Source organism: Pseudomonas panipatensis (assembly GCF_900099785.1).
Lineage (GTDB): Bacteria > Pseudomonadota > Gammaproteobacteria > Pseudomonadales > Pseudomonadaceae > Pseudomonas > Pseudomonas panipatensis.
The window spans coordinates 14,261-39,255 of record NZ_FNDS01000001.1 but is presented as its reverse complement, the minus strand read 5'-3'; the positions used below and the strand labels follow the sequence as shown (position 1 = coordinate 39,255).

Below are 24,995 nucleotides of genomic sequence, written 5' to 3'. Positions count from 1 at the left end.
CCGTCCAAACACCCGGAGATCATCATGCACATGACCCTCAAATCGCTTGTCGCCGCACTGCTGATCAGCAGCCCGATGATTGCCGCGGCTGTCGATGAGCATCACCCCGACGAGGCCCCGGCGAAAGCCGAGAGCAAGTCCGCCCCGACCCAGGCCCAGGAAAAGGCCATTACCGAGCAGATAACGAAAATGCAGGCGATCCACGACAAGATCGCAGCCGCCAAGACCCCCGAGGAGCGCCAGGCCGCCATGCGTGAAGGCATGCTGGCGATGAAGGAAGGTCTCGGCATGATGCAGAACGGCTGCGCCGGCAAGGGCATGGGCCAGCACATGAAGATGATGGATTCGAAGATGATGGGAATGATGATGCAGATGATGGATCAGCAGGCCAGCATGATGGGCCCGCAGTCAGGCATGCAGGGTATGCCCATGCAGGATATGCCCATGCAGCAGCCGGCCGAGAAGCCCGCGCAGTAATCGTTCGGCGCCGCCTGGTGGGCGCAAGCGCCACCAGGCTGGCATTGGGGCACCTCACTCCCGCCCCTGGAGAATGGTCATGAATGCTTCGCCCCCCTCTGATCGGCAGCCTTCCTTCTGGCGCAGCAGGCCCGGCATCGCCCTGGGCATGTTGCTGGTCATCGCGCTGTTCTACCTGGCACGCGAGCACTACGGCCATATCTCCCTGCTGCTGCCATACGCGATCCTGCTGCTATGCCCGCTGATGCATCTGTTCGGCCATCACCACGGTGGCCATGGCCACCATGGCAGGACGGAACCCCCTCCCAAGGACGATGAAAGAGGCTGACTCATGCACGGACACCCGCACGCCCCGGGCGAAAGCCTGCCTGTCGAAACCCAGGACCCGGTCTGTGGGATGCCGGTCGCGGCAGACAGTCCTCACCGCTTGCAGTACGCGGGGAACGCCTACCGGTTTTGCAGCGAAGGTTGCCTGTCGAAGTTCAAGGCGGCACCGGAGCGCTATGGCGCCGCCGCGCAAGCCGTCGCGTCCAATACGCCGCCGAGGGCGAGTGACACCTGGTACACCTGTCCGATGCACCCGGAGGTACGCCAGCAAGGGCCCGGGAACTGTCCGAAGTGCGGCATGACCCTGGAGCCCCTGCTGCCAGAACTGGAGCAGGAAGAGAACCCCGAACTCAGGGACTTTTCCCGGCGCTTCTGGTGGACCTTGCCGCTGACCGTCATGGTCACCCTGCTGGCCATGAGCGGACATGCCCTGAACCTGTTCCACGGTGCCACGCAGAACTGGGTCGAGCTGGCGATCGCCAGCCCCGTCGTGCTCTGGGCGGGGTGGCCGTTCTACGTGCGCGGGGCGCGCTCAGTCATCCAGCGCAGCCCCAACATGTGGACGCTGATCGGCCTTGGCACCTCCGCCGCCTATCTCTACAGCGTCGCCGCCACCCTGGCGCCGGCGGTCTTCCCGGCGACCTTCATGATGGAGGGCCGCATTGGCGTCTATTTCGAGGCCGCCGCGGTCATCATCTCGCTCACCCTGCTGGGCCAGATGCTCGAACTCAAGGCGCGCTCGCAGACCTCCGCGGCCATCCGCTCCCTGCTCGGCCTGGCCCCCAGGACGGCGCGCCGGATCAACGCCGACGACAGCGAAGAGGACATCCCGCTGAGCCACGTTCACCCCGGCGACCGGCTGCGCGTCCGTCCCGGCGAGAAGGTCCCGGTCGACGGCTCGGTCGTGCAGGGCGAAAGCGCCGTCGACGAGTCGATGCTGACCGGGGAGCCCGTTCCGGTCGTTAAACGGGTGGGCGATGCCCTGATCGGCGCCACCCTGAACACCCACGGCAGCCTGGTGATGCAGGCGCAGAAGGTCGGCTCGGCGACCGTGCTTGCGCAGATCGTGCAGATGGTCGTCCAGGCGCAACGCTCGAAGGCGCCGATGCAGCGCCTGGCCGACGTGATCGCCGGCTACTTCGTGCTGGTGGTCATCGCCATCGCGGTCCTGACTTTGTTCGCCTGGGGCCTCTGGGGGCCGGAGCCCGGCTGGGTGTTCGGCTTGATCAACGCGGTGGCGGTGCTGATCATCGCCTGCCCCTGTGCCCTTGGCCTGGCGACGCCCATGTCGGTGATGGTGGCCAGCGGCAAGGCCGCCGGCAGTGGGGTGCTGTTCCGCGATGCGGCAGCCATCGAGAATTTGCGTCGAATCGATACCCTGATCGTCGACAAGACCGGAACCCTCACCGAAGGCCGGCCAGCCTTCCAGAGTATCGAAGCGGCGCCCGGCTTCAGCGCCGACGAAGTGCTACGGCTGGCCGCCAGCCTGGACCAGGGCAGCGAGCATCCGCTGGCTCACGCCATCGTCGAGCAGGCGCGGGCGAAGGGGCTGGTGTTGGGCGAGGCGCAGGAATTCGAAAGCGCTTCGGGCATTGGCGTGCGCGGGCGGGTCGATGGACGGCACCTGCTGCTGGGCAACACCGCGTTGCTGACCGATGCGGGCGTGTCCTGCGAGGCCCTGCTGGCACGCGCCGAACAGCTGCGCGGCGAAGGCGCGAGCATCATGTACCTGGCGGTGGATGGCACCGCGGCCGGCCTGCTGGCGGTGGCCGACCCGCTCAAGCCGACCTCCCGACAAGCCGTGGAGCGCCTGCAGGCGGTCGGTGTGCGGGTCATCATGGCCACCGGTGACGGGCCGACGACGGCACGCGCGGTGGCCCGCCAACTGGGCATCGAGGAGGTGCATGGCGAGGTCAGGCCGCAGGACAAGGAGCGCTTGGTGGCCGACCTGCAGCAGGCCGGACGCCGCGTGGCGATGGCCGGCGACGGCATCAATGACGCGCCCGCCCTGGCCCGTGCCGATATCGGCATTGCCATGGGCACCGGCACCGACGTGGCGATGAACAGTGCCCAGGTCACCCTGGTCAAGGGCGACCTGCTCGGCATTCTCCGCGCCCGCAGCCTGTCCATGGCAACCGTGCGCAACATGCACCAGAACCTGACGTTCGCCTTCGCCTACAACAGCATGGGCATACCGCTGGCGGCCGGGCTGTTCTACCCGCTGACCGGGCACCTGCTGTCGCCAATGGTGGCGGCACTGGCCATGAGCGTGAGCTCGGCATCGGTCGTTTTCAACGCCTTGCGCCTGCGCAAGGTCTCGCTCGATGGCCGGGACCGACAGGCTTGACCTTTCCACGATGGCAAGGTTGAGCATGGATTCGGGTCCGGGAAAGCAGCCAGGCTGCCCAGACAAGATTCAATTCCTATCCAGGAGACTCCACGATGAAACGTATCGATCTGCGCGTTGAGGGTATGACTTGCGGTTCCTGCGTCAAACATGTGAGCGCAGCCCTCACTCCTATCACCGGCGTTACCGAGGTGTCGGTCGATCTGTCGGCAGGGCGTGTGCATGTCGGCGGTGACGCAGATGCCCAGGTATTGATTTCGGCACTGCGGGAGGCTGGCTATCCGGCCAGCGTCGAAACCACCGGCCCTGTCGTCGAGAGCGGCAAGGCCCGAGGTTGCTGCGGCTCGTGCTCTTGCCATTGACTCAATAGCTCAAGGGAGAAACGCCATGCACAAGGCACTTCGCTTGACGGCCCTCGCGGGCCTGTTCATGGCGGCCATCGCTCAGGCCGCCACGCCGATTGATGTCTACCGCGATCCGAACTGCGGTTGCTGCAAGAGCTGGATCAAATATCTGGAGGCCAACGGCTTCAGCGTGAACGACCATGTCGAGCCCAACATGAGCGCGCTCAAGCAACGCCTCGGCGTGGCGCCACGCCTTGCCTCCTGTCATACCGCGGTGATCGGTGGGCAGTTCGTCGAGGGCCACGTTCCAGTGGCACAGATTCGCGATCTGGAGAAGCACCCTGAATTGGCCGGCATAGCGGTTCCGGGGATGCCCGCCGGGTCGCCGGGCATGCAGACAGGTCAGGTGCACCAGGCCTATCAGGTCATTGGCCTGACTCGCGACGGAGCGGACCGGGTCCTGGCCAGCTACCCGGCGGATTCGTCTCTTTGAGGCACGACAGGCCACGGGCGCGGCTATCCGCCTCGTGGCAGGTCATCCCGAGCACTGGCCTACGCAGCGCTAGCTGACATGAATGTAATCTGCAGCTCAGGCATGAGTCAGCCGGAGGCAACTAAGGTTCCTACAGCACGCTTGCGTGGGCCGTGACAGGCTTCGGCACAGCGCCGCCGGGTTCGGCCCGGGAAATCAATCGTAGCGGGAGGGAGACCACGGCATGCAGAGCAGAACGTCGAGACGGACTTTCGTCAAAGGGCTGGCCGCGACCGGTCTGCTGGGTGGACTCGGTTTGTGGCGCGCGCCCGTCTGGGCGTCGAACGCCCCGATGCAGACGGCCGTGCTGAGCGGCACCGAGTTCGACCTCTTCATCGGAGAGACGCCGGTAAATCTGACCGGCGCCAAGCGCACGGCGCTGACCATCAACGGCTCGCTGCCAGGACCGACCCTGCATTGGCGCGAAGGCGACACCGTGACGATCCGCGTGCGCAATCGCCTCGCCGAAGAAACCTCCATCCATTGGCACGGTATCCTGCTGCCGACCAACATGGACGGCGTGCCGGGCCTGAGCTTCGACGGCATCGCCCCTGGCGGCGCCTACGAATACCAGTTCAAGGTCCGCCAACATGGCACCTACTGGTACCACAGCCACTCGGGCACCCAGGAGCAGGTCGGCGTCTACGGTCCGCTGATTATCCAGCCGAAGGAGCCGGAGCCCTTCACCTGCGATCGCGACTACGTCGTCATGCTCAGCGACTGGTCCGACGAAGATCCGGCGCGGGTCCTGGCCAAGCTGAAGAAAGACTCCGGCTACTACAACTTCCACAAGCGCACCGTCGGCGACTTCATCGACGACGTCAGCGACAAGGGCTGGGCCGCGACCCTCACCGAACGGAAGATGTGGGCCGAGATGAAGATGAGCCCCACCGACCTGGCCGACGTCAGCGGGTATACCTACACCTACCTGGTCAACGGCCATGCGCCGGATGGCAACTGGACCGGACTGTTCCGCCCCGGCGAGAAAGTCCGCCTGCGCTTGATCAACGCCTCGGCGATGACCTACTTCGATGTGCGCATTCCCGGGTTGAAGCTGACGGTGGTGGCCGCCGACGGGCAGCCCGTCCAGCCGGTCAGCGTCGACGAATTGCGCATTGCCGTGGCGGAGACCTATGACGTGATCGTCGAACCCGCCGCCCAGCCGGCGTACACCCTCTTCGCCCAGTCCATGGACCGCAGCGGCTACGCGCGCGGCACCCTGGCCGTGCAACAGGGGCTCGCTGCACCGGTGCCACCGCTGGACCCGCGACCGCGGATCAGCATGGATGACCTGGGCATGGGCGACATGGCCGGCATGGACATGTCGGCCATGGATCACGGCTCGATGCAGGCGCACCCGGCCTCGGAGACTGGCAACCCGCTGGTCGACATGCAGACCATGAGCCCCACGGCGAAGCTCAACGATCCCGGCATCGGCCTGCGCAACAACGGCCGCCGCGTGCTGACCTACGCCGACCTGCGCAGCACCTTCGAGGACCCCGACGGTCGCGATCCGTCGCGCAACATCGAGCTGCACCTGACCGGGCACATGGAGAAATTCTCCTGGTCGATCGACGGCATCGAGTTCGCCGATGCCAAACCGTTGCTGCTCAAGTACGGCGAACGCGTGCGCATCACCCTGGTGAACGACACCATGATGACGCATCCCATCCACCTGCACGGGATGTGGAGCGACCTGGAAGACGAGAACGGCAACTTCATGGTGCGCAAGCACACCATCGACATGCCGCCGGGGTCGAGGCGCAGCTATCGGGTGACAGCCGACGCACTGGGTCGTTGGGCGTACCACTGCCACCTGATGTACCACATGGACCTGGGCATGTTCCGCGAAGTGCGGGTACAGGAGTAGGAGAACCCCATGGACGTTCATTCGACCTTCAGACCCGTGCTGACCGCTCTCGCGATACTCGGACTCGGCCTGTCGCCGTTGGCCATCGTGCATGCCGAGTCCACGCAGGGCATGGAAGACGACTCGGAGATGCAGGGCATGCAATCTGCCGCCCCCACCGAGAGCCGTACCCCTATCCCCGCGCTGACCGATGCCGATCGCGCCGCGGTATATCAGGGTGACATGAGCCATCACATGGCGAAGCCGATCAACTCGCTGTTGGTCATTGACCAACTGGAGTGGCAGGACGCCAACCAGGGCAGTGCGCTGAATTGGGAGGCCCACGGTTGGGTGGGCGGCAACATCGACCGCCTGTGGCTGCGCTCGGAGGGCGAGCGGCTCAATGGTGTGACCGAGAAGGCCGAACTCCAGGCGCTCTGGGGGCACGCCATCGGGCCCTGGTGGGACGTCGTCGGCGGCGTGCGCCAGGACTTCAAGCCAGGCTCGCCGCAGACCTGGGCGGCGTTGGGCATCCAGGGGCTGGCCCTGTACGACTTCGAGACCCAGGCTACGGCCTTTCTCGGTGAGGGCGGCCAGAGCGCGCTGCGCCTGAAAGGCGACTACGACATCCTGCTGACCAACCGGCTGATCCTGCAGCCGACCGCCGAAGTGAACGTCTATGGTCGCAACGATCCGCAGCGGGGCGACGGCTCAGGCCTGGCCGACAGCGAGATCGGACTGCGCCTGCGCTACGAGATCGTCCGCGAGTTCGCGCCCTACGTGGGCGTGACCTGGAACCACCTGTACGGCAAGACCGCGGACTTCGCCCGCGAAGAAGGCGCCGACCGCAACGACACGCGCCTGGTCGTGGGCGTGCGAATGTGGTTTTAAGCCCCGAATCCATCACCCACCCATCCCACGGGCGCCCAGGCGCCAGGAGGCATGCATGCGAAACCCACGGAAACCGATCCTCGTTGCGGCGTTGAGCGTTGGCTTGCTGCTAAGCGCAGCAGCCCAGGCCGAACCCAAGCTGGTCTCATCCACACCAGCGGATGGCAGCACGGTCGAGGCGCCGGCGAAAGTCGAGCTGCGCTTCTCTGAAAAACTGCAGGCTCAGCACTCCGGCGCCAAGATCATCATGACCGAAATGGCCGGCATGGCCCACGCTGAGCCCATGGGCGTGAAGGCGCGAGTCTCGGCCAGCAGCGACCCGAACGTGATGCTGATCACCCCCGCTTCTCCGCTGACCAGCGGCACCTATCGCATCGACTGGCGCGCCGGCGGCGCCGAGGGACAGCCGGCCAAGGGGGCGGTGACCTTCAAGGTGAAATGAACCGGAGAGCGTTGCCGATCCGATCCGGATTCAGCCCTTCCGGTCGCAGGCGCTCAGGCTTTCGGACGTGGTTGAACGAGCCCGGGCGATCCATTATCGAGGTGGAGAGCCGGCGCAGAACCGTGACGATCAGCCGGGCGACACGAATGCCTCGTCAATGGCGAGGCATTCGCATGTGGCGCGGGCGGCGCATCAGCGTGTAGACCGTGCATCAATCGCTTGGGGGGCGCGATGTCCTGCTCAGCCGAGGTGCGTCGGTCGGCCGATTCTGCCACTCGCAACAACGCCGCCCGCAAGCCCAAGCGACACCCCAGCGATCACACCCGAGGCTCATGGGGGGGGAAGAAGCGGGCGACGTCGCAAGAGCACGAAAACGGACAGCTCCATTCACATAACCTCGCTTCAGCGCGTCGAATGACGTCGTGTGGCAACGACGTCCGGCGTCCTGGGTGCCGGAGACACTGGATAGTCATTCGTCACGCATGCCTCCAGCCACGTCAATGCCGCTATCGAGAGGTGCCGAAGCCCGGCCGCGCTCGGCCGAACGCGTCCCATGGTGCCGCAACCGATAACACGGAATTTCCCTGCCTGCCCCTTCCTTGCCCCGCGACAACCCACCCTCCTCTCCTCCGCCCGTCACGATCGATCCCGTGGCCGGCTGTGGCGGCCTGACGTCGAGGCACTCGTGCCGATGCAGAGAAAGCCGCTCCCCCCAGCATGGTGGATCGCGCGGGGAGGCCTTCGGGTCTGCCGGTTCCTGTTTCCGGTCTGGCAACGCCGCGCGATCCGCCGCCCTTCGAATGACAGCGGCAGGTGGCAGCTCTAAGCGTGTCAGCCGCTGAGCATGGCGCTGAGCACGGCGCGCAGCTTGCCCGGCTTGACCGGCTTGTTCAGCAGCGGAATGCCCAGGCGCTGGAGGGCGCGGCGGCAGTCGTCGGTGCGGTCGGCGGTGATCATCACGGCGGGGACTTCGCTGGCGAAGTGTTCGCGCAGGGCGCTGACCAGTTGGCAGCCGGTGGCGCCGTGGTCGAGGTGGTAGTCGGCGAGTATCGCTTCCGGCGGGCAGCCGTCGAGCACCGCGAGGGCGCCCTCCAGGTCGCTGGCGGTGAGCACGTCGCAGCCCCATTGGCCAAGCAGCGCGGCCATGCTGTAGAGGATCGCTTCTTCGTTATCCACCACCAGCAGGCGGCGGCCGGGCAAGGGATCGCCGGCCGAGGGACGCGGACTGGCCTCGCTGGCCGGCGGCGCCGGGGCCTCGTCGGCCAGCGGCACTTCGATGGAGAACACCGAGCCGCGCCCCGGCACCGAGCGCACGTCGACGCGGTAGCCGAGGATGCCGGCGATGCGGTCGACGATGGCCAGGCCGAGGCCGACCCCGCGGCGCTCGGCGGCACGGCCGACGTCGAGCTGGTTGAATTCGAGGAAGATCGCCTGCAACTGGTCGGCCGGTATGCCGCGGCCGCTGTCCCACACTTCCAGGCGCAGCTTGTCGCCGCGCCGGCGACCGCCGAGCAGCACGCTGCCACGCTCGGTGTAGCGGCAGGCGTTGCTGAGGAAGTTGCGCAGGATGCGCGAGAGCAGGCGCACGTCGGTGCGCACCGCCAGGCGGGGGATGCGCACGCGCAGGTGCAGGCCGGAGGAACGCGCCACGCCGTCGAACTCCGAGGCCAGCGGGCCGAGCAGTTCGTCGAGATGGTGGTTGTCCAGGTCCGGGCGGATCGCGCTCTGGTCCAGGCGGGCGATTTCCAGCAGGTCGGTGAGCAGCGTTTCGGCGCCTTCCAGGGCCTGGTGGGTGCGTTCCACCAGTTGTTGCTCGGCGGCCGGCAGCGGCCGCTCGCGCAAGGTGTCGACCAGCAGGCGCGCGGCGTTGAGCGGTTGCAACAGGTCGTGACTGGCGGCGGCCAGGTATTTGTCCTTGCTGTTGTTGGCGGCTTCGGCGGCGTCGCGCGCTTCGCACAGTTGCTGGTTCAGCGCCACCAGCTCGCGGGTGCGCGCGGCGACGCGCTGCTCCAGTTCCTCGTTGAGGGTCTGCAGGCGCTGCTGGGCCTGGATGCGCTCGGTGATGTCGGCGACGAAGCCCTCCACCAGGCCCTCTTCATCGGGCTTGATCAGCAGGTTCATCAACACATCGACGTGGCTGCCGTCCTTGCGCCGCAGGCGGGTTTCGTAGCCGAACAGGCCGCCGCGCTCGCGCAGCAGCGCGCGGATGCGGCGCATCTCCGCCTCGCCGCCGACGAACAGGTGGCTGGCCATGTCCTTCAGGGTCCACAGCACCTGCTGCGGGTCGCTGTAGCCGAGCATCCGCGCCAGCGCCGGGTTGGCCGCGCGCAGGCCGTCGTTGAGGCTGGCCTGGAAGATGCCGTGCACGGCGTGCTCGAACAGCCATTTGTAGCGGTTGCGTTCGGTTTCCAGTTCTTCCAGGCGCGCCAGCAGTTCCGGGTAATGGCTCTTGCGCGCCGACTGGCTGCCCAGGCCGAGCAGCCCGGTGAGCGCCTGTTGCTGCTCGTCAGAGGGCCTCGCCATAGACCACCTCGACGTCGCGCTGGCTCGACTCGCGCGGGTTGGTGAGGATGCACGGGTCCTGCATGGCGTGGCGCGAGAGGAAGGGAATGTCGGAACTGCCGACGCCGTGCAGGCCGAGGCTTTCGTGGAAGCCAACGGCGCGCTTGAGTTCGATCAGGTGCTCGACCAGGCGCTGGCGGATCTGCGCGTGGTTGAGGCCACGGCAGTCGATGCCGAAGGTCTCGGCGATGACCTTGAAGCGCTCCGGCGCGGCGCTGTAGTTGAAGGCCACCACATGCTCCACCAGCACCGCGTTGCACAGCCCGTGGGGCAGGTCGAGGAAGCCGCCGAGGCTGTGCGACATGGCGTGCACCGCGCCGAGAATGGCGTTGGAGAAGGCCAGCCCGGCCTGCATGCTGCCGAGCATGATCTTCTCGCGCAGGGCGATGTCGTTGGGGTTGGCGATCATCTGCACCAGGTTGCCGTTGATCAGGCGCATGGCTTCCAGCGCGTGAGGATCGGTGAGCGGGCCGTTGCCGGTGGAGACGAAGGCCTCGATGGCGTGCACCAGGGCGTCGATGCCGGTGCAGGCGGAGAGGAACGGGTCCATGGTCAGGGTGGTTTCCGGGTCGATCAGCGAGACGTCGGGCACCACCGCCTTGCTGACCACGGAGAACTTCATGCGCTCGGCCTGGTTGGAAATGATGACGAACTGGGAAACGTCCGCCGAGGTGCCGGCGGTGGTCGGGATGAGGATCAGCGGCGGGCTCGGCACGCGCAACTTATCCACACCTTCGAATTCGAGAATGCTGCGCCCGTGGGCGGCGACGATGCCGATGCCCTTGGCGCAGTCCATCGGGCTGCCGCCGCCGACCGCGACGATGACGTTGCAGCCCTGGCTGCGGTAGACCTCGGCGCCGAGCATGACTTCCTCGACGCGCGGGTTGGGCGACACGTTCGTGTAGCGGTGGAAATCGATGCCCTGCTCGCTCAGGCTGCGCTCGATGTCGGCGACCCAGCCGGCGGCGACCACGCCGGGGTCGGACACCAGCAGGACCTTACGGGCACCGAAGGTTTTCGCGTAATTGGCAACACTGTGCCGGCAGCCGGCGCCGAAGATGATCTCCGGCGAGACGAATTTGCGGAGCTGGCTGAGGTCGTGACTCATCTGACGGACCATTCTTATTGTTATCGGACATTTCGGGCAGCCTACTGCATCCGTCGGTTATTGCAATGCGACCTTGGCCAGTGCGCTCAACCGTTCAGCCGGGCGCGGTAGAAACGCCACTCCGCTTCCAGCGCGTGGGCCAGGTTGAGCGCCTGGCGCAAGCCGTGGCGCTCGCCGGGATAGCAGTGGTATTCCACCGGCACGCCGCGCGCGCGCAGGCTGGCGACCATGGCGTCGGTCTGCGCCGGCACCACCACGGCGTCCAGCTCGCCCTGGAAGAAGATCACCGGTGCCTCGATGCGCGCGGCGTGCAGCAATGGCGTACGCGCACGGTAGCGGCGAGCGTCGCGGCACGGGTCGCCGATCAGCCAGCCGAGGTAGTCGGCCTCGAACTTGTGCGTGACCCGCCCCAGCGCCAGCGGATCGCTGACCCCGTAGAGGCTGGCGCCGCCCCGGAAGCCGCCGACGAAGGCCAGCGCGCAGAGGGCGCTGTAGCCGCCGGCGCTGGCGCCACGCACGAACACCCGCTGGCGGTCGATGCGGCCGCTCTGCGCCAGGTGCGCCACCGCCGCCCAGATGTCTTTCACCTCCAGACTGCCCCACTGGCCGCGCAGCTTGTCGCGGTAGGCGCGGCCGTAGCCGCTGCTGCCGCGGTAGTTGAGATCGGCGACAGCGAAACCGCGCTGGGTCCAGAACTGGATGCGCGCATCGAACACCGGGTAGCAGGCCGAGGTCGGCCCGCCATGCAGGAACACCACTAGCGGCGGCCGGCGCCCGGCCTCGCCGCGGCACAGGGCATTGCGCGGCGGGTAGAAGAAGCCGTGGCCGTGGTCGCCGCCATCCACCGCGTAGCGGAATGGCTCGCTGCGCGAGAGTTCCGCCTCGTCCAGCGGCCGCTCGCCGCCGGCCAGCACCTCGATGCAGCCATCCGCGCGGCGGATCGCCAGGATCGCCGGCAGCCGGTCCGGCGCGGCGGCGACGCAGTAGCAGAACTCGGCGTCGGCGCTCAGGCAGCGAAAGCGGCTGTAGGCCCGCGCCAGGCGCCGCTCGCTGCCATCCGCCGCGCGCAAGGCGAGTACCCCGTGGCCGTCCTCGAAGCGGCTGAGCAGCAGTTCGTCGGCCGCCAGCGGCAACCAGGTGCAGGCCCCCAGTTGCCAGGGCGCGCCGGCATGGTCGGCGGCGGCGAAGCTGCCGACCATCGGGGATTCGCCTTGCGGCCGCCACCAGCCGCTGTGGTCGCTCAGCCAGTGCAAGCGGCCCTGCGCGTCGAAGCGCGGTTGCTGGATCGACTCGCCGCCGCCCTCCCCCGCCAGGCAACGGCGAACGCCCGCGCGCGACTCGCACAGGCGGGTGCTGGTCCAGGGTTGCTGCGGACGCTGCCATTCCACCCAGACCAGGCGTTGCGCGCTGGCGTCGGCCAGCGGCGCGGCATAGAAATCGGCGCCCTCGACCAGCACCTGGCGCGCGCCATCGGCGTCCAGGCGCACGATGCGATGGCGCACGGCGTCCGCTTCGTGGCTTTCCTCCAGCGCCAGCAGGGCATTCCAGGCGGGCACGTAGCGCAGGTCGCCGTAGCGGCTCTGCGCGCGCTGGGTGAGGAGCCGCGGCGCGCCGTCGAGCGCTTGCCAGCGCACCTGCTGGTCGGCCTCCTCGACCCAGGCCACGCCATCGGCGGTGGCGCAGCAGGCGCCGCCGCCATATTCGTAGACCCGGCTGCGCACCGAGGCGCCCGGCGGGGTCAGCTCGCGCCGCGCGCCGTGGCGCCACAGGTAGAGGCGGCAGCGCGCGCTCGGCGGGTCGAACTCGACCCAGAGCAGCCCGCCATGGGCCGCGTGCAACTCGGCGAAATCACGTCCGGCGGCGACCGCCCGGTGCGCGCTCCACTGGCTCGGCCAGTCGCCGTGGGCCAGGCTGCGCAGGTTCATGCCTTGAAGATCAGGCGCGAGGCGCGCTCGTTGCGCCAGGTCAGCTCGGTCAGTGGCAACGGCGCCTCCTCGGCCAGGCGCCGCGCTTCGAGGATGACCCCGTGGTGCGCCGACTTGCTGCACACCGGGTCGGTGGCGGCGGCGTCGCCGGTGAGCAGGAAGGCCTGGCAGCGGCAGCCGCCGTGGTCGCGCTCCTTCTCGTCGCAGGAACGGCACGGCTCGGGCATCCAGGCATCGCCACGGAAGCGGTTGAAGCCGAAGGATTCGTACCAGATGTGCCGCAGGCTGTGCTCGCGCACGTTGGGGAACTGCACCGGCAGTTGCCGTGCGCTATGGCAGGGCAGCGCGGTGCCGTCCGGGGTGACGTCGAGGAACACGCTGGACCAGCCGCCCATGCAGGCCTTGGGGCGTTCCTCGTAGTAGTCCGGGGTGACGAAGATCAGCTTGCACGGGTTGCCGGCGGCGGCCAGGCGCTGGCGGTACTCGGCGGTGATCCGCTCGGCGCGTTCGAGCTGTGCGCGGGTCGGCAGCAGGCCGGCGCGGTTCAGCTCGGCCCAGCCGTAGAATTGGCAGGTGGCGAGTTCGACGAAGTCGGCTTCCAGCTCGATGCACAGCTCGATGATCCGTTCGATGTTGTCGATGTTGTGCCGGTGGGTGACGAAGTTGAGCACCATCGGATAGCCGTGCGCCTTGACCGCGCGGGCCATCGCCAGCTTCTGCGCGAAGGCCTTGCGCGAGCCGGCGAGCAGGTTGTTCACCTCCTCGTCGGCGGCCTGGAAGCTGATCTGGATATGGTCCAGCCCGGCCTCGGCGAACTGCGCCAGGCGCGCTTCGTCGAGGCCGATGCCGGAGGTGATCAGGTTGGTGTAGAAGCCCAGCCCGCGGGCCGCGGCGATCAGCTCGGCGAGGTCCTGGCGGACCAGCGGCTCGCCGCCGGAAAAGCCCAGTTGCGCGGCGCCCAGCTCACGCGCCTGGCGGAACACCTCGATCCACTCGGCGGTGCTCAGTTCGGCACCGCCACGGGCGAAGTCCAGCGGGTTGGAGCAGTACGGGCACTGCAACGGGCAACGGTAGGTCAGCTCGGCCAGCAGCCACAGCGGCGGGCCGGCCACGTCAGTGCAGCTCGATCCAGAATTGCGCATGGGCCACCTCGAGGAACGCCAGGATGTCTTCGTCGATCCCCGGTACGTCGGGGAAACCTGCCCGCAGCTCGTCGATGATCGACGCCACGTTGCGCCGCCCATCCACGCGCTGGAGGATTTCCCCGGCGCTGCCGTTGAGCTTGACCATGCCCTCCGGGTAGAGCAGCACGTGGCAGTCCTGCGCCGGCTCGAACTGCAGGCGGAAGCCACGGCGCAGCGCCGGTACGCTGCCGAGCGACGGCAGGCCCATCACAGCAGCCCCCGGTGCCAGACGCGCACGCCGGTCACCGTGTGGTACGGCGGGCGCTGCAGTTCGTAGGCCATGCTCATGGCGTCGAGCATGCTCCAGAGCACATCGAGCTTGAATTGCAGGATCTCCAGCATGCGTTCCTGGGCCTCGCGGGTGCGGTAGTGGTCGAGGGTGATGCGCAGGCCGTGCTCGACATCGCGGCGCGCCTGCGACAGACGCTGGCGGAAGTAGTCGTAGCCGCTGGCGTCGATCCACGGGTAGTGCTGCGGCCAGCTATCCAGGCGCGACTGATGGATCTGCGGGGCGAACAGTTCGGTCAGCGAGCTGCTCGCCGCTTCCTGCCAACTGGCGCGGCGGGCGAAGTTGACGTAGGCGTCGACGGCGAAGCGCACGCCGGGCAGCACCAGCTCCTGGGACAGCACCTGCTCACGCTGCAGGCCGACGGATTCGGCCAGGCGCAGCCAGGCTTCGATGCCGCCCTCCTCGCCGGGTGCGCCGTCGTGGTCGAGGATGCGCTGCACCCACTCGCGGCGGGTTTCGCGGTCCGGGCAGTTGGCCAGGATGGCGGCGTCCTTCAGCGGGATGTTCACCTGGTAGTAGAAGCGGTTGGCCACCCAGCCCTGGATCTGCTCGCGGGTGGCACGGCCCTCGTACATGGCGACGTGGAACGGGTGGTGGATGTGGTAGCAGCGGCCCTTGTCTCGCAGCGCCTGCTCGAATGCGGCACGGCTCATGGCTTCGCGGGTCATGGCGGTCTCCCTAGAGGTGGATGGCCATGCCATCCCAGGCCACTTCGATGCCGCGCGCGTCCAGTTCGGCGCGCTCCGGCGAGGCAGTGTCGAGGATGGGATTGGTGTTGTTGATATGGATGAGCACCTTGCGCGGTCCCGGCAGGCCGTCGAGCACCTCGAGCATGCCGCCCGCGCCGCTCTGCGCCAGGTGGCCCATCTCGCTGCCGAGCTTGTCGCCGACCTCGCAGTGCAGCATCTCGTCGTCGCGCCACAGCGTGCCGTCGAGCAGCAGGCAGTCGGCGCGGCGCATCCAGCCGAGCAGCGCGTCGTCGACCTGGCCGAGACCGGGGGCGTAGAACAGCGCGCCGCCGCTGCGCAGGTCTTCGACGAAGAGGCCGATGTTGTCGCCCGGATGCGGGTTGCCCCGGTGCGGCGAATACGGCGGCGCACTGCTGCGCAGGGGAATCGCGGTGAAACGCAGGTTGGCGCAGGCAGCCACGCCGAAGGGTCGCTGGTCGAGGCCGATGGGCCGGTGGCGCAGGCCGCCGTTCCAGTGCGCCAGCATGGGGAACAGCGGGAAGCCCGTGCACAGGTCCTGGTGGACCGGCTCGGTGCACCAGACTTCGTGCGGGCAGCCTTCGCGCAGGCTGAGCAGGCCGGTGCAATGGTCGATCTGGCTGTCCAGCAGGATGATCGCGCCGATGGCGCTGTCGCGCAGCTTGCGCGCCGGCTGCAGGGCCGGGAAGGCGGCGAGCTGGGCGCGGATGTCCGGCGAGGCGTTGCAGAGAATCCAGCTCACCCCGTCGTCGGACAGGGCGATGGACGATTGGGTGCGCGGCTGCGCGGCCACGCTGCCATCGCGCACGCCACGGCAGTTGCGGCAATTGCAGTTCCACTGGGGAAAACCGCCGCCGGCGGCGGAGCCGAGAACCCGGATATGCATGCTGCGCCCTCCTTCGGGCAGACGCCCCGGCGAACCGGGGCGGTGCGGATCAGCGGTTGGCGAAGTACAGGGTGACTTCGAAGCCGAGGCGCAGATCGGTGAAGCTGGGTTTAGTCCACATGGTTCGCTCCTGGTCTGATGACGCCGGAGGATTCCGGCAGCCCCAGTTAAGCACCGGGGCCGGGGGCGCCGAACTGTACTTTGGAACTAGTTTCGGCTGCCGTTGGTAGGGGGCCGGCGCGGGGCAAACCCAGGGGGAAACCGGCGCTGGACAACGGCCAGGAATCGATGGGTATCGCTGCGCTCAACGCCATCCGACGGAACCGCTCCGCGTTGCTCCGGTAGAACGTCGGGAGCGATGCCGCGCCCACAAAAAAAAAAGCGGCCCGAAGGCCGCGTCACGCCAAGCTCGCTGTTGGGAATGTGGGGTGGCGCCCCGGCGCGAGTCGCACCCGCAGGTGCGTTGGCAAATGGCTCCGCGCGCCGCTCGAGACACGCGGGGCCGTTGGAGGGATCAGAAGAAGCCCAGCGGGTTGATGTCGTAGCTGACCAGCAGGTTCTTGGTCTGCTGGTAGTGGTCGAGCATCATCTTGTGGGTTTCGCGGCCGACGCCGGATTTCTTGTAGCCACCGAAGGCGGCATGCGCCGGGTACAGGTGGTAGCAGTTGGTCCACACACGGCCGGCCTTGATGCCACGGCCCATGCGCCAGGCGCGGTTGATGTCGCGGGTCCAGACACCGGCGCCGAGGCCGAATTCGGTGTCGTTGGCGATGGCCAGGGCTTCGGCTTCGTCCTTGAAGGTGGTGACGCCGACCACCGGGCCGAAGATTTCTTCCTGGAACACGCGCATCTTGTTGTGCCCCTTGAGCAGGGTCGGCTGGATGTAATAGCCGGTGGCCAGGTTGCCTTCGAGTTTTTCGCTGGCGCCGCCGGTGAGGATTTCGGCGCCTTCGTTCTGGGCGATGTGGAGGTAGGAGAGGATCTTGTCGTACTGCTGCTGCGAGGCCTGGGCGCCGACCATGGTCTCGGTGTCCAGCGGGTTGCCGCGCTTGATCGCCTTGATCTTCTTCATCACCTCTTCCATGAACTGCTGGTAGATGGATTCCTGGACCAGCGCGCGGGACGGGCAGGTGCAGACTTCGCCCTGGTTGAAGAAGGCCAGCACCAGGCCCTCGGCGGCCTTCTCGATGAAGCTCGGCTCGGCGCGCATGATGTCTTCGAAGAAGATGTTCGGGCTCTTGCCGCCCAGCTCGACGGTGGAGGGGATGATGTTCTCCGCCGCGCACTTGAGGATGTGCGAGCCGACCGGGGTGGAGCCGGTGAAGGCGATCTTGGCGATGCGCTTGCTGGTGGCCAGCGCTTCGCCGGCCTCGTTGCCGAAGCCCTGGACGATGTTGAGCACGCCGGGCGGCAGCAGGTCGCCGATGATTTCGGTGAGGATGGTGATGGCCAGCGGGGTCTGTTCGGCCGGCTTGAGCACGATGCAGTTGCCGGCGGCCAGGGCCGGGGCGAGCTTCCAGGCGGCCATCAGCAGCGGGAAGTTCCACGGGATGATCTGCCCGACCACGCCCAGCGGCTCGTGGATGTGGTAGGCCACGGTGCTGTCGTTGATCTCGGCGGCGCTGCCTTCCTGGGCGCGGATGCAACCGGCGAAGTAGCGGAAGTGGTCGGCGGCCAGCGGCACGTCGGCGTTGAGGGTTTCGCGCACGGCCTTGCCGTTGTCCCAGGTTTCGGCGACGGCGAGCATTTCCAGGTTCTGTTCGATGCGGTCGGCGATCTTCAGCAGGATCAGCGCGCGCTCCTGCACCGAGGTGCGGCCCCAGGCGTCGGCAGCGGCATGGGCGGCGTCCAGCGCCTTGTCGATATCTTCGGCAGTGGAGCGGGGGAATTCGGCGATCACCTGGCCGTTCACCGGCGAGGTGTTGGTGAAGTACTGGCCGTTGAGCGGGGCGACGAACTCGCCGCCGATGTAGTTGCCGTAGCGCGGCTTGAGGGTGACGACGGCGCCGGGGGTTCCGGGTTGGGCGTAGATCATGGCGATGCTCTCCTGTCGGTTCCCGGCCCACGACGGCCAGGTCATGGATCGATCTTAGGCAGCGCCCTTGCCTCCCCGATATGCCCCCATGGGAGCGATGACTTACTCATTTGGTAGTAGATGCCGAGGCATGCCGAGGCGCCTGCGCCGGGCATCAACGACAAGGGCCGGCACAATGGCCGGCCCTTGTCGCTTCAATGTCGCGCTCAGCGCTTGGCGACCACGTCCTTGGGCAGTTTGAAGGTCCAGATCATGCCGCCCTGGTCGAGGTCCTTGATGCGCTTGGCCACCTCGCCCCCCCACAGCGGCACCGCGCCGCCCCAGCCGGAGACCACGGTGACGTACTGCTCGCCATCCATCTCCCAGGTGATCGGCGAGGCGATCACGCCCGAGCCGGTGTTGAACTCGTAGAGCTTCTTGCCGGTCTTGGCGTCGAAGGCCATCAGGTAGCCTTCCGGGTTGCCGGTGAACACCAGGTTGCCGTGGGTCGCCAGCACCCCGCCCCAGAGCGGCGCGTAGTTCTTGTAGCGCCAGACTTCCTTGCCGGTCTTCGGATCGATGGCGCGCAGCACGCCGATGTAGTCATCGTTCAGCGGCTTGATGGTGAAGCCCGCGCCCAGGTAGGCGGCGCCCTTCTTGTAGGCGACGCCCTCGTTCCACATGTCCATGCCCCACTCGTTGGAAGGCACGTAGAACAGCCCGGTGTCCTGGCTGTAGGCCATGGGCATCCAGTTCTTGCCGCCGAGGAAGGACGGGGCGACGAACACCGAGGTGCCCTTGGCGCCTTCGCTCGGCGCGCCGGGACGGTGGGCGTCGTCGTAGATCGGCCGGCCATCCTTGTCCAGGCCCTTGGCCCAGGTCACCTTGTCGACGAAGGGGAAGCCGCGGATGAACTTGCCGTTGGTACGGTCGAGCACGTAGAAGAAGCCGTTGCGGTCGGCGGTGGCGGCGGCCTTGATGGTCTTGCCGCCGTCCTTGTAGTCGAAGGACACCAACTCGTTGACGCCGTCGAAGTCCCAGCCGTCGTGCGGGGTGGTCTGGAAGTGCCACTTGATCGAGCCGTCGTCGGGGTTCAGCGCCAGGCGCGAGGAGGAGAACAGGTTGTCGCCCGGACGCAGGTGCGAGTTCCACGGCGAGGGGTTGCCGGTGCCGATGAACAGCGAGTCGGTGGTCGGATCGTAGTAGCCGCCCAGCCAGGGCGCCGCGCCGCCGGTCTTCCACAGGTCGCCCGGCCAGGTCTGGCCCGGCGCGCCGCCGGACAGGCCGTTCTCGATGGCCTTGCCGTCCTTGTAGACGTAGCCCATGTGGCCTTCGACGGTGGGCCGGCTCCACAGCAGGTCGCCGTTGTTCGGGTCGTAGGCCTCGACCTTGCCGACCACGCCGAACTCGCCGCCGGCGACCCCGGTGATCAGCTTGCCCTTGGCGATCAGCGGCGCGGCGGAGATCGAGTAGCCGGCCTTGTAGTCGGCCACGGTCTTCTTCCACACCACCTTGCCGGTGTCCTTGTTCAGCGCCACCAGCTTGGCGTCCAGGGTGCCGAAGATCACCAGGTCGCCATACAGCGCCACGCCACGGTTGATCACGTCACAGCAGGGCATGATGCCGTCGGGCAGGCGCGCATCGTACTCCCAGAGTTTCTTGCCGGTGCGCGCGTCGGCGGCGAACACCCGCGAGTAGGAGGCGGACACGTACATCACACCGTCCTTGATCAACGGCTGGGCCTGCTGGCCACGCTGCTTCTCGCCGCCGAAGGAGAGTGCCCAGACCGGGCGCAGTTCCTTGACGTTGTGGCTGTTGAGGATGCCCAGCGGGCTGAAGCGCTGGCCCTGCTGGTTGATGCCGTTGACCACCACCTGATCGGTGCGTTTGGCGCTGTCGCTGATGTCCTGGTCGGTAACCGCGGCCTGGGCCGCCAGGCTGGCCAGGGTGACGGCGGCGAACAACGCCGTGCGCGCGAAGGAAGGGGTCGGAGCAGTGCGTTTCATTGCGGCTACCTCTGCGGATTTGTTGTTGTACCCGGGAAAGTTTCCCGGTCTGTGGCAGATTCTTGGCCGCGCCCGACGCGCCAACAATTGACCCCTATATCGATTTTTCTCATCCCTTGGTAGCAATACCGCCCCCGATGGGAGTCGCCGCGGGACATCGCGGCGGATGGCAGCGCGGCTCGACGCCGACGCCGCGCTACTGCCCGTCGATGCGCGGCAGGGCCTGCTGCTCGTAGCGCGGGTAGAGGTGGGTGACGCTGCGGATCAGCTCGTAGCGGGTCAGCTCGATGCGCGCGAAGCGCTCCGGGATAGGCGTGCGCAGCAGGTCATTGATGTCCGCGCCATCGGCGACCGCGGCACGCATCAGCGCATCGAGCCAGCCGAGGTAGTCGCGCATCTGGGCGAAGGGCGCGGCGTCGCTGGCCAGCGGGCCATGGCCGGGAACGATGAGTTTCCATGGCAGTTTTTCCAGCACATCGAGGTCGCTCAGCCAGACGTCGAGACCGGGGCTGTTCGGCGTGGTCAGGGCGCGCTGGTAGAACACCAGGTCGCCGGCGAAGAGCACCCCGGTGGTCTCGTCGAGGATCGCCAGGTCGGCGCCGCTATGGCCACGCAGACCGAGCAGGCGCAGGCGGTGCCCGCCGATGTCGAGGTTGCCCGGCTCGACGGTCTGGGTCGGCAGCAGCACCTCGGTGCCGCGCATCCAGTCGCCGACCATCCGGTACATGTTCTCGGCCATGGCATTGCCCTGCTCCTGGAGCAGCTTGCGGGTGCCGGCCAGGGCGGCGATGGGCACGTCGGCGAAGGCCTGGTTGCCGAGCACATGGTCGGGGTGGTGGTGGGTCAGCAGGAGCAGTTTCACCGGCTTGCCGGTGGTCTTGGCGATCGCCTGGCGCAAGGCCTCGCCGTAGCGCCGCGAGGGGCCGCTGTCGATCACCACCACGCCGTCGGCGGTGTCGATGAAGGCGACGTTGACGATATCGCCGCCATTGCTCGCGGCGAAGTTCTCCGTGCGCCCTTCCAGCAGCCAGGTGCCTTCGGCGATGCGCCGCGGTTGCAACGGGTATTGCAGCTCGGCGCGCAGCGGCGTGCAGGCCAGCAGCAGGACGATCAGCAGGTAACGCATGGGGACCTCGCCAGCGCAGGCGACCGGCTAGAGCCCGGCCTTGAATTCGTTGCCATTGTTGTCGTGCAGCCAGAGCTGGGTGTGCGGATGACCGCGCACCTCGAAGGTGAAGGTGGGGTTCTCGCTGACCGCCGGGAACAGGTCGAGGCGCGCCAGCAGCTCGCCCTCGCTGCCGCGCAGCTCGGCGTGGTCGAGGTAGAACTCGGGGATGCCGCCGACCAGGCCGTTGTCCATCGGGTGCGACACCGACAGGCGCAGGCGACTGTTCGCGCCGCGCTCGTAGCGCCGCCCGTGGACCTGGCCCAGACGCTCCTCCCAGCCCGGCTGCGCACGCACCACGCTGGGCGCGGTGCAGCCACCGCCGGCGGCGTCGATCCAGGCCGAGCCGACGTGCCAGAGGCCATCGCTGCCGCGCAACGCGGCACGGATCGGCGTGGCCTGCTGGATGCGGATGCGCACCGCCAGCAAGGGCTCCAGTTGCGGCCCCGGATAGAGCGTCAGCACATGCGCGATGGGGTTCAGTTCGGCCCACAGCAGCAGGCGCTCGAAGCGCCCCGGCAAGGCTCGCGCATCGACCTCCACCGGCACCTGCCGGGCGTCCTCGGCGAAGGGCGGCACGCTGAGTTTCACCCGTGGGTCGAAGACGAAGGGTTCGCCGTTCAACAGGCGCTTGTGGTGGAAGTCCCACATCACCGAGGGCATCGGATCACCCTCCACGGCCGCCGCCAACAGCGGCAGGCCGCAGAGGCCGAAGAGCAGGCTGCGTCTGCGCATCACGTCTCCCTGGGAGCGGCCGCGCCGCTCATTGCACGTCCTGGTAGAGCCCCGGCAACTCGTAGCGCAAGCCGTAGCCGGCATAGATCTTCGCCAACTCGCCGCTGTGGATCAGATCCTCCAGCTCGCCGTCGATGGCGTTGGAAAGCTGGCGGTTGCTTTCATGCACCGCCATGCCGATGTCCCACTCCGGCTGACCGAGGTTGGGATAGGCGTTCTCGGCATTCTTCAGGTTGTCGTCATGGGCCTGCGCGCGCATCCAGTCCAGCTCGCCGCGCAGGGCCATGACCGCGTCGACCTTGCCGCCGCGCATGGCGTCGAAGGCCGCCTGGGTGCTCGGGTAGTGCTCGGTCATGGCGCTGAGCTGACCGCCCAGCACCGAGCTGAGGTAGAACGACGGCACGCTGTCCAGTTCGACGCCGATGCGGTGCTCGCGGAACGCCGCGATGGTGTCCACCTGCGGCAGCCGCCGGGTGTCGCTGACCACCTGCCAGCGCTCGCGCTGGTAGGGGCCGAACATCACCACCTGGGCGTTGGCCAGTTCGCCGACGTCATTGCGCCGGTTGGAGAATTCGCGATCGTAGGGCACCCGCAGCATGATGTCGGCGAGTACGCCGGGGCGCAGGTAATGGCCCTTCCAGATGAAGTTGCGCAAATCATCGTCGATGCGCTCGCCGGGCGTCACCCAGAGGAACTCGGGACGCAACCCGAGCCCCTGGGCGAGCCGGGTCGCCAGGTCGATGTCGATCCCGTGCGCCTGGCCATCCTGGACGAAGCTGTACGGCGGGAAGTTCTCGTACACCGCCACCTTGAGCACGCCCGAGGCGACGATGTCGTCGTACGGGCGCACATGGGCCTGCGCTTGCGAAAGCAGCAGGAACAGAGCCACGAACAGAGTCAGCAGGCGCATGGCGGTCACTCGTCGACGTGCTTGCTTTCCAGGTAGCTGCGGATCGCCCAGAGGCCTTCCTGGCTGATGTAGTCGGCCATCTTCGGCATGTACACCGCGCCATCGCGCACCGCACCGTTGATCACCCGCTCCTTGAACCACTCGTCACCCTCGGTGCCCGGATCGAGCTTGCGCAGGTCGGGCGCGATGCCGCCGGAGATGGCCTCCAGGCCATGGCAGCGCGCGCAGTTCTGGGTGTAGGCGGAAGCGCCGATTTCCACCGCCAGCTTGTTGTTCGCGTAGGGCGCGCGGTACGGGTTGCTATCGCGCCAGTCCTTGCCCAGCGGGTCCAGCCCCTTGGTGTCCACCGCCTGCGGGGTCACGTCGCCATGGGCGAAGACCAGGGCCGAGACAGCGAGACCGGCCAGCAGCAGCAGGCCACGCAGGGAGTTTTTGTTGTTCATCACTTCATCCTCTTTGAGATGCTGGGCAAGGCGAGGCGTCCGGTGGAGCGCCATGGGATGCATGTTAAGAACGCCAGCGGACACCCCGAATGCTGCTTTGGATGACCTTGCCTACTCCCTTCGTACTAGGGCGGCGGTACGCCGCCAGACGGCCCCCGCGCCCCTGGCGAAAGGCCCGCGCGGCCGGATGCCGCCGGGCCGGGCCAGGCGCACGACGGGGCGCGACGGAAGACGTGAAGGAACGGCGGACGCCGCCATGCGCCCGGCCGGACGGGGTGACGCGACGAGGGATGGCGCCGGCGCGAGCAGCCGGCCGGCGCCACGCGGGTCAGGGCCCGAGGTGGCAGGCGCGACCCTCGGCGCAGAGGCGCGTGGCCTGCGCCTGACCGGCGGCCTGCTGGGTCTTCATGCTGTAGAGAAAGTCGAAACCGAACAGGCTGAGCATCAGCAGGATCGGCAGGACGAGGGTGACGGCGATGCGCATGGCGACGGCTCCTCTTCTGGTTCTTGTGCCGCCATGCTAGAGCCGCGACGCGGCGAGCGACCTACTACCTTGGTATCGCCCCAACGCTACTTTCTGCATATTTTCCGCCCCCACGGCGCTTCCTATGCTGGCGACACAACAACAAGGAGTCGCCCATGCGCCCGTTCGCGTTACACGGCATGGCCTACCTGCTCGCGCTGGCCTGCGCCGCCCTGCTCAGCCTCGATGCCCGCGCCACCGACGCGCCCGCCGCGCTCGACGTACGCATCGGCTACCTGGGTTACACGCCCGATCCCGGCCCGCTGCTCTCCAACGTCATCCCCGAGCCGAGCGACGCCGGCCTGCGTGGCGCCGAGCTGGCGATCAGCGACAACAACAGCACCGGGCGCTTCCTCAATCAGCACTACAGCCTGCTCAGCGCCAGCGGCGACAGCCCGCAGCAGCTCCTCGCCGAAGCCCGCCGCCTGCATGACCAGGGCCTGCGCCTGTTCGTCGTCAACGCCCCGGCCGCGACCCTGCGCCAGCTCGCCGGCGCGCTGCCGGACAGCCTGCTGTTCAACGCCGGCGCCGCCGATGACGAACTGCGCGCCAGCGACTGCGCGCTGAACGTACTGCACACCCTGCCCAGCCGGCTGATGCTGACCGACGCCCTGACCCAGTTCCTGGTCCTGCGCAAATGGACCCACTGGCTGCTGATCGTCGGCCAGCGCCCGGAAGACCAGGCCTACGCCGCCGCCCTGCGCCGCTCGGCCAAGCGCTTCGGCGCGACGATCATCGAAGAGAAGGCCTTCACCTTCGCCAACGACCAGCGCCGCAGCGCCCAGGCCGACATGCCGCTGTTCACCCAGTCCGGCGATTACGACGTGGTGCTGGTGGCCGACGAACACGGCGACTTCGGCGAATACGTGCCCTACAACACCTGGCTGCCGCGTCCGGTGGCCGGCACCCAGGGCCTGGTGCCGACCGGCTGGCACAAGACCGTGGAAACCTACGGCGCCGCGCAGTTGCAGAAACGCTTCGAGGACTACGCCAAGCGCTGGATGAACGACCGCGACTTCGCCGCCTGGATCGCCGTGCGCAGCATCGCCAGCGCGGTGACGCGCCTGCGCGACGCCGACGCCATGGCGATCCGCGCGCTGTCGCTGAGCCCGGACCTGCCGCTGGACGGCTTCAAGGGCTACAAGCTCAGCTACCGCACCTGGGACGGCCAGTTGCGCCAGCCGATCCCGCTGGTGCAGCCGCGCGCGCTGGCCAGCACCTCGCCGCAGGAAGGCTTCCTGCACCCCGACAGCGAACTCGACAGCCTCGGCCTCGATGCAGCGGAAAGCCGCTGCAACCTGGCCGCCGGCAAACCCTGATGGCCCTTGA

The 24,995-nt window shown here is 67.7% G+C and carries 24 protein-coding genes; 9 read left to right on the top strand and 15 right to left on the bottom strand.

Features of this window, described 5'->3' with window-relative positions:
* Positions 1-24 precede the first annotated feature (24 nt).
* From BLQ74_RS00180 to copC, 8 genes are all read left to right on the top strand, one after another.
* Entirely contained in the window at positions 25-477 is a 453-nt protein-coding gene (locus BLQ74_RS00180) for a hypothetical protein (RefSeq protein WP_090259590.1), read from the top strand.
* Between the two features lie 79 nt (positions 478-556).
* Positions 557-805, top strand: a complete 249-nt coding sequence (locus tag BLQ74_RS27605; protein WP_090259588.1) for a DUF2933 domain-containing protein — start codon at positions 557-559, stop codon at positions 803-805.
* 3 nt (positions 806-808) lie between these two features.
* On the top strand, positions 809-3,151 hold the full coding sequence (locus tag BLQ74_RS00170) for a heavy metal translocating P-type ATPase (protein ID WP_090259586.1): 2,343 nt from the start codon (positions 809-811) through the stop codon (positions 3,149-3,151).
* Positions 3,152-3,246: 95 nt separating this feature from the next.
* Positions 3,247-3,513, top strand: a complete 267-nt coding sequence (locus tag BLQ74_RS00165) for a heavy-metal-associated domain-containing protein (protein ID WP_090259584.1) — start codon at positions 3,247-3,249, stop codon at positions 3,511-3,513.
* 25 nt (positions 3,514-3,538) lie between these two features.
* A complete protein-coding gene (locus tag BLQ74_RS00160) occupies positions 3,539-3,988 on the top strand; it encodes a DUF411 domain-containing protein (protein WP_090259582.1) in 450 nt (149 codons plus the stop codon).
* Positions 3,989-4,211: 223 nt separating this feature from the next.
* Positions 4,212-5,897: a copper resistance system multicopper oxidase gene (locus BLQ74_RS00155; protein ID WP_090259580.1), complete on the top strand. Its 1,686-nt coding sequence runs from the start codon at positions 4,212-4,214 to the stop codon at positions 5,895-5,897.
* A 9-nt stretch (positions 5,898-5,906) separates the two neighbouring features.
* Complete coding sequence (locus BLQ74_RS00150; protein WP_090259578.1) at positions 5,907-6,767, top strand: copper resistance protein B; 861 nt, start codon at positions 5,907-5,909, stop codon at positions 6,765-6,767.
* Between the two features lie 55 nt (positions 6,768-6,822).
* Positions 6,823-7,209, top strand: coding sequence for a copper homeostasis periplasmic binding protein CopC (gene copC, locus BLQ74_RS00145; RefSeq protein ID WP_090259576.1), 387 nt, complete (start codon positions 6,823-6,825; stop codon positions 7,207-7,209).
* Between the two features lie 831 nt (positions 7,210-8,040).
* On the opposite strand, the gene BLQ74_RS00140 is transcribed toward copC, so the two are convergent.
* The 15 genes from BLQ74_RS00140 to BLQ74_RS27350 form a co-directional block, all read right to left on the bottom strand.
* Positions 8,041-9,732, bottom strand: a complete 1,692-nt coding sequence (locus BLQ74_RS00140) for a PAS domain-containing hybrid sensor histidine kinase/response regulator (protein ID WP_090259574.1) — start codon at positions 9,730-9,732, stop codon at positions 8,041-8,043.
* The gene (gene ercA, locus BLQ74_RS00135; RefSeq protein WP_090259572.1) at positions 9,716-10,879 is read right to left on the bottom strand and encodes an alcohol dehydrogenase-like regulatory protein ErcA; all 1,164 of its coding nucleotides are present in this window, start codon (positions 10,877-10,879) and stop codon (positions 9,716-9,718) included. The genes BLQ74_RS00140 and ercA overlap by 17 nt, the downstream gene beginning before the upstream one ends.
* Before the next feature lie 86 nt (positions 10,880-10,965).
* Positions 10,966-12,804 (bottom strand): S9 family peptidase, encoded by a 1,839-nt coding sequence (locus BLQ74_RS00130; RefSeq protein WP_090259570.1) that lies wholly within the window; start codon positions 12,802-12,804, stop codon positions 10,966-10,968.
* Positions 12,801-13,946 carry a pyrroloquinoline quinone biosynthesis protein PqqE gene (gene pqqE, locus BLQ74_RS00125; protein ID WP_090259568.1) on the bottom strand — a complete coding sequence of 382 codons (1,146 nt, stop codon included), beginning with the start codon at positions 13,944-13,946 and terminating at the stop codon, positions 12,801-12,803. Before pqqE ends, BLQ74_RS00130 begins: the two co-directional genes overlap by 4 nt.
* On the bottom strand, positions 13,918-14,196 hold the full coding sequence (pqqD, locus tag BLQ74_RS00120; RefSeq protein WP_090259567.1) for a pyrroloquinoline quinone biosynthesis peptide chaperone PqqD: 279 nt from the start codon (positions 14,194-14,196) through the stop codon (positions 13,918-13,920). The genes pqqE and pqqD overlap by 29 nt, the downstream gene beginning before the upstream one ends.
* Positions 14,196-14,945 (bottom strand): pyrroloquinoline-quinone synthase PqqC, encoded by a 750-nt coding sequence (gene pqqC, locus BLQ74_RS00115; RefSeq protein WP_090259565.1) that lies wholly within the window; start codon positions 14,943-14,945, stop codon positions 14,196-14,198. The genes pqqD and pqqC overlap by 1 nt, the downstream gene beginning before the upstream one ends.
* A gap of 10 nt (positions 14,946-14,955) precedes the next feature.
* On the bottom strand, positions 14,956-15,870 hold the full coding sequence (gene pqqB, locus BLQ74_RS00110) for a pyrroloquinoline quinone biosynthesis protein PqqB (RefSeq protein WP_090259563.1): 915 nt from the start codon (positions 15,868-15,870) through the stop codon (positions 14,956-14,958).
* Between the two features lie 49 nt (positions 15,871-15,919).
* A complete protein-coding gene (gene pqqA, locus BLQ74_RS00105; RefSeq protein ID WP_003106462.1) occupies positions 15,920-15,991 on the bottom strand; it encodes a pyrroloquinoline quinone precursor peptide PqqA in 72 nt (23 codons plus the stop codon).
* 393 nt (positions 15,992-16,384) lie between these two features.
* A complete protein-coding gene (exaC, locus tag BLQ74_RS00100) occupies positions 16,385-17,905 on the bottom strand; it encodes an acetaldehyde dehydrogenase ExaC (protein ID WP_090259562.1) in 1,521 nt (506 codons plus the stop codon).
* A 206-nt stretch (positions 17,906-18,111) separates the two neighbouring features.
* Complete coding sequence (locus tag BLQ74_RS00095) at positions 18,112-19,890, bottom strand: methanol/ethanol family PQQ-dependent dehydrogenase (RefSeq protein ID WP_090259560.1); 1,779 nt, start codon at positions 19,888-19,890, stop codon at positions 18,112-18,114.
* Between the two features lie 196 nt (positions 19,891-20,086).
* On the bottom strand, positions 20,087-21,016 hold the full coding sequence (locus tag BLQ74_RS00090; RefSeq protein WP_090259557.1) for a quinoprotein relay system zinc metallohydrolase 1: 930 nt from the start codon (positions 21,014-21,016) through the stop codon (positions 20,087-20,089).
* A gap of 27 nt (positions 21,017-21,043) precedes the next feature.
* A complete protein-coding gene (locus BLQ74_RS00085; protein ID WP_090259555.1) occupies positions 21,044-21,790 on the bottom strand; it encodes a quinoprotein dehydrogenase-associated SoxYZ-like carrier in 747 nt (248 codons plus the stop codon).
* 28 nt (positions 21,791-21,818) lie between these two features.
* Entirely contained in the window at positions 21,819-22,700 is an 882-nt protein-coding gene (locus BLQ74_RS00080) for a substrate-binding periplasmic protein (protein WP_090259552.1), read from the bottom strand.
* Positions 22,701-22,705: 5 nt separating this feature from the next.
* Positions 22,706-23,143, bottom strand: coding sequence for a cytochrome c-550 PedF (gene pedF, locus BLQ74_RS00075; protein ID WP_090259549.1), 438 nt, complete (start codon positions 23,141-23,143; stop codon positions 22,706-22,708).
* Between the two features lie 328 nt (positions 23,144-23,471).
* Complete coding sequence (locus BLQ74_RS27350) at positions 23,472-23,627, bottom strand: hypothetical protein (protein WP_170842745.1); 156 nt, start codon at positions 23,625-23,627, stop codon at positions 23,472-23,474.
* Between the two features lie 155 nt (positions 23,628-23,782).
* Between BLQ74_RS27350 and BLQ74_RS00070 the strand changes: the two genes are divergently transcribed.
* On the top strand, positions 23,783-24,985 hold the full coding sequence (locus tag BLQ74_RS00070) for an ABC transporter substrate-binding protein (protein ID WP_090259547.1): 1,203 nt from the start codon (positions 23,783-23,785) through the stop codon (positions 24,983-24,985).
* Positions 24,986-24,995: the final 10 nt, after the last annotated feature.

Bases quoted from the DNA above. Each gene is read 5' to 3' on its own strand.
- BLQ74_RS00095 (WP_090259560.1), bottom strand. From the start codon at position 19,890: ATGAAACGCACTGCTCCGACCCCTTCCTTCGCGCGCACGGCGTTGTTC.
- BLQ74_RS00090 (WP_090259557.1), bottom strand. From the start codon at position 21,016: ATGCGTTACCTGCTGATCGTCCTGCTGCTGGCCTGCACGCCGCTGCGC.
- pqqB (WP_090259563.1), bottom strand. From the start codon at position 15,870: ATGCATATCCGGGTTCTCGGCTCCGCCGCCGGCGGCGGTTTTCCCCAG.
- copC (WP_090259576.1), top strand. From the start codon at position 6,823: ATGCGAAACCCACGGAAACCGATCCTCGTTGCGGCGTTGAGCGTTGGC.
- ercA (WP_090259572.1), bottom strand. From the start codon at position 10,879: ATGAGTCACGACCTCAGCCAGCTCCGCAAATTCGTCTCGCCGGAGATC.
- BLQ74_RS00130 (WP_090259570.1), bottom strand. From the start codon at position 12,804: ATGAACCTGCGCAGCCTGGCCCACGGCGACTGGCCGAGCCAGTGGAGC.
- BLQ74_RS00080 (WP_090259552.1), bottom strand. From the start codon at position 22,700: ATGCGCCTGCTGACTCTGTTCGTGGCTCTGTTCCTGCTGCTTTCGCAA.
- BLQ74_RS00140 (WP_090259574.1), bottom strand. From the start codon at position 9,732: ATGGCGAGGCCCTCTGACGAGCAGCAACAGGCGCTCACCGGGCTGCTC.
- BLQ74_RS00155 (WP_090259580.1), top strand. From the start codon at position 4,212: ATGCAGAGCAGAACGTCGAGACGGACTTTCGTCAAAGGGCTGGCCGCG.
- BLQ74_RS00165 (WP_090259584.1), top strand. From the start codon at position 3,247: ATGAAACGTATCGATCTGCGCGTTGAGGGTATGACTTGCGGTTCCTGC.
- BLQ74_RS27605 (WP_090259588.1), top strand. From the start codon at position 557: ATGAATGCTTCGCCCCCCTCTGATCGGCAGCCTTCCTTCTGGCGCAGC.
- pqqC (WP_090259565.1), bottom strand. From the start codon at position 14,945: ATGACCCGCGAAGCCATGAGCCGTGCCGCATTCGAGCAGGCGCTGCGA.
- exaC (WP_090259562.1), bottom strand. From the start codon at position 17,905: ATGATCTACGCCCAACCCGGAACCCCCGGCGCCGTCGTCACCCTCAAG.
- BLQ74_RS00170 (WP_090259586.1), top strand. From the start codon at position 809: ATGCACGGACACCCGCACGCCCCGGGCGAAAGCCTGCCTGTCGAAACC.
- BLQ74_RS00070 (WP_090259547.1), top strand. From the start codon at position 23,783: ATGCGCCCGTTCGCGTTACACGGCATGGCCTACCTGCTCGCGCTGGCC.
- BLQ74_RS00180 (WP_090259590.1), top strand. From the start codon at position 25: ATGCACATGACCCTCAAATCGCTTGTCGCCGCACTGCTGATCAGCAGC.
- BLQ74_RS00150 (WP_090259578.1), top strand. From the start codon at position 5,907: ATGGACGTTCATTCGACCTTCAGACCCGTGCTGACCGCTCTCGCGATA.
- BLQ74_RS27350 (WP_170842745.1), bottom strand. From the start codon at position 23,627: ATGCGCATCGCCGTCACCCTCGTCCTGCCGATCCTGCTGATGCTCAGC.
- pqqD (WP_090259567.1), bottom strand. From the start codon at position 14,196: ATGGGCCTGCCGTCGCTCGGCAGCGTACCGGCGCTGCGCCGTGGCTTC.
- pqqE (WP_090259568.1), bottom strand. From the start codon at position 13,946: ATGCGCAATTCTGGATCGAGCTGCACTGACGTGGCCGGCCCGCCGCTG.
- BLQ74_RS00160 (WP_090259582.1), top strand. From the start codon at position 3,539: ATGCACAAGGCACTTCGCTTGACGGCCCTCGCGGGCCTGTTCATGGCG.
- pedF (WP_090259549.1), bottom strand. From the start codon at position 23,143: ATGAACAACAAAAACTCCCTGCGTGGCCTGCTGCTGCTGGCCGGTCTC.
- BLQ74_RS00085 (WP_090259555.1), bottom strand. From the start codon at position 21,790: ATGCGCAGACGCAGCCTGCTCTTCGGCCTCTGCGGCCTGCCGCTGTTG.